General features: G+C 46.8%; 8 protein-coding genes. 4 read left to right on the top strand and 4 right to left on the bottom strand.

The genetic code is table 11. The annotated features are described in order from the left end of the window. Positions 1-518, top strand: a 518-nt coding sequence (locus tag ACJAYR_RS11260) for a transglutaminase-like cysteine peptidase (protein ID WP_415236694.1), incomplete at its 5' end; no start/stop codon positions are given. After that, positions 511-2,580, top strand: coding sequence for an HD domain-containing phosphohydrolase (locus ACJAYR_RS11255; RefSeq protein WP_415236693.1), 2,070 nt, complete (start codon positions 511-513; stop codon positions 2,578-2,580). The genes ACJAYR_RS11260 and ACJAYR_RS11255, both read left to right, overlap by 8 nt. Positions 2,581-2,638: 58 nt before the next feature. Here the strand turns inward: ACJAYR_RS11255 and ACJAYR_RS11250 are convergent, their stop codons facing one another. The 3 genes from ACJAYR_RS11250 to ACJAYR_RS11240 form a co-directional block, all read right to left on the bottom strand. Further along, positions 2,639-2,959, bottom strand: a complete 321-nt coding sequence (locus ACJAYR_RS11250) for a hypothetical protein (protein ID WP_415236692.1) — start codon at positions 2,957-2,959, stop codon at positions 2,639-2,641. A gap of 223 nt (positions 2,960-3,182) precedes the next feature. After that, entirely contained in the window at positions 3,183-3,974 is a 792-nt protein-coding gene (locus ACJAYR_RS11245) for a trypsin-like serine peptidase (RefSeq protein WP_415236691.1), read from the bottom strand. 45 nt (positions 3,975-4,019) lie between these two features. Beyond that, entirely contained in the window at positions 4,020-4,277 is a 258-nt protein-coding gene (locus tag ACJAYR_RS11240) for a hypothetical protein (RefSeq protein ID WP_415236690.1), read from the bottom strand. A 116-nt stretch (positions 4,278-4,393) separates the two neighbouring features. Between ACJAYR_RS11240 and ACJAYR_RS11235 the strand changes: the two genes are divergently transcribed. Beyond that, positions 4,394-4,957: a DUF924 family protein gene (locus tag ACJAYR_RS11235; protein ID WP_415236689.1), complete on the top strand. Its 564-nt coding sequence runs from the start codon at positions 4,394-4,396 to the stop codon at positions 4,955-4,957. A gap of 37 nt (positions 4,958-4,994) precedes the next feature. After that, positions 4,995-5,765, top strand: a complete 771-nt coding sequence (locus tag ACJAYR_RS11230; protein WP_415236688.1) for an SDR family NAD(P)-dependent oxidoreductase — start codon at positions 4,995-4,997, stop codon at positions 5,763-5,765. Positions 5,766-5,771: 6 nt separating this feature from the next. Here ACJAYR_RS11230 and ACJAYR_RS11225 read toward each other — a convergent pair whose 3' ends face one another. Then, positions 5,772-6,512, bottom strand: coding sequence for a hypothetical protein (locus tag ACJAYR_RS11225; RefSeq protein WP_415236687.1), 741 nt, complete (start codon positions 6,510-6,512; stop codon positions 5,772-5,774). Between the last annotated feature and the right edge of the window lie 51 nt (positions 6,513-6,563).

The following is a 6,563-nucleotide window of genomic DNA, read 5'->3' as shown; positions in this document are numbered from 1 at the left end:
AACAGGCCGCCTTATGCGACCGGGACATCCAGAAATGTAAATCGCAACAAATGACCCTATGGCGCGCAAAGATTCAGGAATTAGAGCTGGAAACAGCCAACGCCAAGGTCCGACAAGTAAACAGCTTCATCAACAAATGGCGTATGACCACGGATGAAGAAACCTACAAACGTTCGGATCACTGGGCGGAACCGCTGGAATTTATTGTCAATGGCGGCGATTCCGAAGACTTTGCGATCATGAAATATATCAGTTTAAAGGAACTGGGCATCCCTGCATCAAGTATGAGAATTGTTGTGACCAATGATGTTCTTCGGGGGAAGACACACACCATACTCAGCGTTGATACAGGAAGTGAACGGTATGTTCTGGATTCTCAAAATAATACGATCTTGAGAGAGGATCTTGTGCGCTATTACGTTCCTTTTTACTCGTTAAATGAAACAAAAAGATGGGCCCACGTTCCTAAGCAGGCTGCCGATCTGAAAAAGGCAGCAGGGGTTGAAAAAAATGACTGAAACAATGGCCAGATTAGAGCTTAACAAATTCATGTCGGATGATGTACCGGATGAAAAACTGCCCTCTACATCCAGACCCCTAAAAATCGGGGCCTTAATAGCGATTGTGCTGCTGATCATTTGCTACTTTGCTTCCGACTTCTTTATTAGTAAGCAAAAAGCACAGATCCTGCATGAATTGAAAACCCGACAGGAAATCACCGTTGTCAGCAAAGCCGAAATTGTTCGAACCTGGATTGGCCAGACGGGTCAAAGGGCCAATCAAATTGTGAACAATCCGTTGTTTCGTCTTTTTGCGGCTGAAATCAATCAAGCAAAAACAGACGACTTACCCCGGGCACTGGCGGAGCAACTGCCCTATATGCAAAACGCGATTACCAGCTTCACACAGGAAAGCGATGTTCTTTCAGCCTATCTTGTAGGGGCGAATGGTCGGGCCTATCTTGCCTCTAGCGGGGCTTCGGGCTTGAGTGATCAACAACGTGAGCTTGCGATCGCGCAATATGCTTCCAAATCAATAACAACCTCCCCTTTGCGGGTCGTTGGTGAGACCCTTGTTTACGACTTTCTGATCCCTGTCCTTCCGGCACAATCTGCTGCCTCAGCAGAAAATGCAAAAGTCGCAGGTGTTCTTGTTATGACCGTACCGGCGTCTGGTCAGATCGCGGAAATCCTTAAGCCATCGCGTATTTCAACATCTGGCGAGAGAACCCGTTTTTACCAGATTTCGAATGATAACTACTTTGAGATCACTCCAACGTCACCTCCTTTTCTTGCAGAGCAGGCCTCGGAATTAACAAACCAGAAACCTCGCTCTTTTTCTGCCAAACAGCTGGAAGGGGAGCCTGATAGCGTTTATGGAATTGGTACAATCGTTCAAGGAACAAACTGGTATATTCTACAAGGTGAGACGGAGCGATCCGCCTTCGCCCCGCTAGAGACCTATGCACTGGTCATCTACGGTATTGCGGCCAGTATTTTTGTTGTTGCCATGAGTGTTTTGGTTGGAATCTGGTTAAGCCTTCGCAGTTCAAATGCTAAAGCAATGGCCGACCAGTACCGGGATTTTGCCCATCAGATCAACGCACAGCGCCGCTTGTTAGGCAGTATCAACAATACAATTGATGACCTGATTTCTTTGACAGATGCGTCTGGGCGGTATGTTTATGCCAATCCGGCGCTTGCCCGTTTTGTTAATTTTCCAGTGCAATCAATTGCCGGCAAATCAGATCGAGATCTTTTTGGGGATGTCATTGCCCGGAAACTGACCGACCTAAACCAGCAAGTCATGGATACCAAAGAAACAGCCAGTCGCATTGTTGAAATGGAAATTCAGGGGGAAACACGTATCCTTCGCATTGAAAAAAGCCGCCTGATGGATGATGACGGCCAATTTATGGGTATCGTTTCCGTTGCTGGTGACATTACAGATTTCATCATGCATCAGCGTCAGAAAGAAGAGCTCGGTCGCAAAACAATCTCGATTTTGGTTCACATTATGGAAGAAAACGATCCGTATTTGGCCGGGCATTCTAGCCGTATGAGCGAATTGTCAAACGCCGTTGCTGAAATCATGGAACTTCCCGAGGCAACAAAAGAAGCCATTCGCACAGGCGCAAACCTTTCCCAGATCGGCAAGATTTCCATCCCATCGGAAATCCGAACCAAGGAAGGCCGTCTAACCGAGCAGGAAATGGAGATCATGCGGGGCCATGTTGGCAAAGCAAAATCTGTCCTGTCTGACATGGAAATTGACCAATCGGTAGTTACTGCTGTTACCCATATGTATGAGCGACTGGATGGAAGCGGTTATCCAGCGCAGCTGAGCGGTGCCGAAATTGATATGTCCGGTCGAATTCTTGGCATAACAGATATTCTTGTGGCCCGCCTCTCACCCCGTTCTTATCGTGAAGCAATTAGCACTGAAGAAGCTATGGAAGTCTTTAGAAGCAATCCTGAGAAGTATGATCAGGACGTCGTCGTTGCACTGGACCAGTTCCTGACGACACCGGAAGGCGAGGCTTTCAAAGAGAATGTGAAAGAGGCCGCTATTCAAGAATAATCGGCGAATAGAATAGTCCAAACACTGAAGAAAGAGGATCAGAAATGATCCTCTTTTTTTAAGACTCGTCGGAAGGGAATGTATCTTTCAATACCGCATCATCGACTGCGGATACCATACTATCCATGCCACTGGTTAGATTGTCAGCGTTCAACGCTGTATTGGGCACAGTGAGAACGCCGTTCTTTTCGCCCGGCACTGTTTCAAACTGGATCGCGTCCAGATGATCGGCCGCTGCAATATTCAGGGCGTCAAATAACGCATCAAGATCGACAAGCTCTTCTTCTACAACGGCCGTAACTGCCTCTTCAGTCGCTGATGGGATTGCATCAGCAGAGACTTTACCCAGCTCGTTTTTTGTTTCATCAGAGTTCGTCATACTCATCACCTATACCGTCAAATACAAAACCAATGTTTCAACGGCTTCATTGCTATCACTAGAAAGGGCGCAAATTAAGCGTCAACCTATTAGTGCAATCTATAGATAGTAAGGTCTGCAAACATCCCTCATATGAGGTATCTTCATACAAATATGGTTATTTTTTATTAAAATTTTCGATATTTTTTAACCAAACCGCCATCAATTCGAATGAAAGGGGCAATTAATCCTTCGAATTAAGGGCGTTAGAAAATTGGAAACTGGGGACTGCTATCCCTAGTGCGGGCTGGTTTTTTTGGGCCCGTACCGTCGCGGAATGAATAGCTATCAATGTATAGGTGTTTTCGGTTTTTATGAACAAAGGCGACCCTGAATCCCCATTGGTCGCATCGCATTCATGCAAAAAAATCGGGGCTTTTTCCCCGTTCAATGTTCCGTACTGAACAATATCGCAACCCCGATGTACTGTCAGAACATGCGCAAAATCCCGACTGTAGCCAGCTTGAATGATATCGCCGGACGAACGGTTCTTTTTTAAATACCGGCCTCCTTTTGATGAAGACACGGACACAAAGCCAAACTGTTCTCCAAGGTCTTTATCAATCGTCAACACGGCCCAGTCATTCTGACGCTTCAGCGGAAATTGATTAAGGTCCGGGAGTTTCTTAAACGCAGTTTTGTAGGACACGCCCTTTGCGGCGGCTACATATTTTCCTTTTTCATAGCCAAGAACAAAGTGGAAATATTTTGCCTGCGACCAGCGTCGGGTTTTCTTATTCCAAAAACAATGTGCCGCAGTTAAAACCTTATTCTTTGCAACTAGGATGCCCGTACAAAACGAGCCATCTTTATTGATCCGGCCAATCGTATTCCAGGGAAATTGCTGAATATCAACTCGTTCGCGATCGTCATTGCCTTTGATACCCTGCAATTTTAAAGGAGCTGCCCCGGCAACAACGGCCCCAAGACACAGCATAATGCTGACCAGCCCCAACAGACGGGATAGACTGGGCAAACAGCAAAAGACCCTAGATTTTGGGAACATAAACGGCCATTCCAATTAAGAACAAATCATCCGCATGGCCAAAGAGCCTGCAACCGTGTAACAAACGTCGCCTTCTGATGTCTTGTAACGCCAGTGGCGTAAAGCACCGTCCTCGGCAATTTCATCGGGTTCTCCGACCGCTTCTAAAATACCTTCAGGTGACGTCGTGCCGGCAATTTTCTCCAGAAGTTCCGTCTGCGATCGATCATTGCAGGCAGACAAACCGGCTGCTAAAAAACTTAGGAACACCAGGTGAGATAAATATTGTTTCATCTATTGAGCTGACCTTCCAATTAAAGGGGTTGGGATAAACCACAGTCTATTCAGACAGTCCTAGTCTAGCGAAAGAAAGTTGCAAGGACATTAACTGCCCGGTAAAGGAAATAAATATGAAACGACAGCAGGAAATCCTGGATTTTTGGTTTTTACCGCCAGCCCATCCCGATTACGGAAAACCGCGGGAAGAATGGTTCTCTAAAAATGAGGAATTTGATGCTCTTGTTCGGGATAATTTTCTTGAAGATTTTTCCAAGGCAACCGAGGGGCATTACCTGGATTGGACGGATACCGACATGGGATGCCTAGCTCTCATCCTCTTGCTGGATCAGTTTTCCCGCAACATGTTTCGCGATGACCCAAAAGCGTTCAGTGCCGATGCAAAAGCAAGAGAGATTGCCCGCCACATGATTGACCGTGGCTATTTTGACGGCTTGTCCGCACTGCATAAAAAGTTTGCCGCCTTGCCGTTCGAGCACAGCGAAAATCTTCACGATCAGGAATATTCCATGACGCTATTTAAGGCATTTGGCGGAGAAGTCGACATAGACTACGCTCAACGACACTACGACATAATAAAAAAATTTGGTCGTTTTCCCCACCGAAACGCTGTATTGAACAGACAATCCACAGATGAAGAACGCGCGTTTCTGAAAACGCCGGGCTCTTCCTTTTAAATCAATTGGGCGCATAAAACAAAAACAGGAAATATCTATGAGCAACCTGAACGGAAAAGTTATTATTATTACAGGCGCCAGCCGGGGTATCGGTGCGGCCGCCGCAGTGGAATGTGCACGTCAGGGCGCAAAACTATCTATCAGTTCCAGAAACGCTGCAGATTGTGCAGATGTGCTGGAAAAAATTGATGGAGTTGGCGGAGAAGCATTTGCAGCGAGCTGTGACGTTTCTGATTTCAACGCCGTCGAGCAACTGGTCAAAGAAACCATCGAGCGGTTTGGTAAGGTTGATGCGATCGTAAACAATGCGGGAATTGTAGATCCTGTTGGATTGATCGAAGATACAGACCCACAGGAATGGGCTCGCAATATTTCTGTAAATCTTGTTGGTGTTTATAACGGCATCCGTAGTGCCCTGCCGCATTTCTACAAGCAGGGCTCAGGAACTATTATCAATATCAGCTCTGGTGCTGCGCATAACCCACTTGAAGGTTGGAGCGCCTATTGCAGTGGCAAAGCCGGGGTCTACATGATGACCCGGGCAACCGCCCATGAAGCCGGCGAAAAAGGCGTAAAAGTCTTTGGTTTTGCCCCTGGTGTTGTAGATACCGACATGCAGGGTATCATCCGGGCCTCCGGTATTAACCGGGTAAGCCAGCTTCCACGGGAAAATCTGTCTCCATCCCACGAACCTGCTGCGGCGATTGCCTGGTTGTGCGGCGAACAATCCGATGATCTGGCCGGTCAGGAGCTGGACGTTCGTAACGAAGACCTGCGGAAACGTGTTGGCCTTCCTGCGATCGCATAACATTTGTTAATTCAGGGTTTCCCAAAAGTCATTTAGCTCCTCTACCGAGATAGCATAGATTTCGGGAACCCTGATTTTATAGTGCTCGCACTGGCATTTCAAAAACTCCAGTTCATTCAGATACTCTTCCTCTTTTTTAAACCGGATACTGATTTCCTCACGGCTCATAAGCTGTAAGGATCGGACACTCATCAAAACACGTCGCCGATTTGCCTGCGCTGACTGGTCCATCGAACGCATCAACAAGCCGACGAATAATTCGGACATGGAAAATAAAAGGTGGGACGGATATACAAGAACGCTGCTTCTGATAAATTTCCGCTGCTGTCTTTGTGAAAAGGGACCAATCACGTCCAATTTCGAGTCTAAATAAAGCCGGACCGCCTCTCTTCTGCAATATATAAGCGAACGCGGCATCATCATTGCCAATTGCACAAAGGCAGGCATATAGACGCAAAGCTGCTCCAGCCTCAAAATTTTTGCCATAAATCGAAATTCGGCAAGCCAGAAACGTTTATCAATGGACGGAAGGGCGGCCAATTGTTCTTCGACCATCTCTGTCAGGTAATCCCGATCAGATTGTTCCTGTTCCTGCAAATCGCGGCGCAGTTCTCTTGTCATCTTGTTTTCAATCAGAACCGGGCGTGCCCACGGAGAGAGAAACCCGTTAACATTTTTCCATTCGATATCGTGCCGTGGCAACAAAAGCGACGTAATTTTTTGAGTAGATGCAGTATTTCCAGACACGCGAAACCCCGATAGATTTAATCTCTGATCGGATAAACGTTCGGTGCTGGC

It is taken from the genome of Sneathiella sp. (assembly GCF_047631475.1).
Lineage (GTDB): Bacteria > Pseudomonadota > Alphaproteobacteria > Sneathiellales > Sneathiellaceae > Sneathiella.
This window is presented reverse-complemented; position numbering and strand designations above follow the sequence as displayed.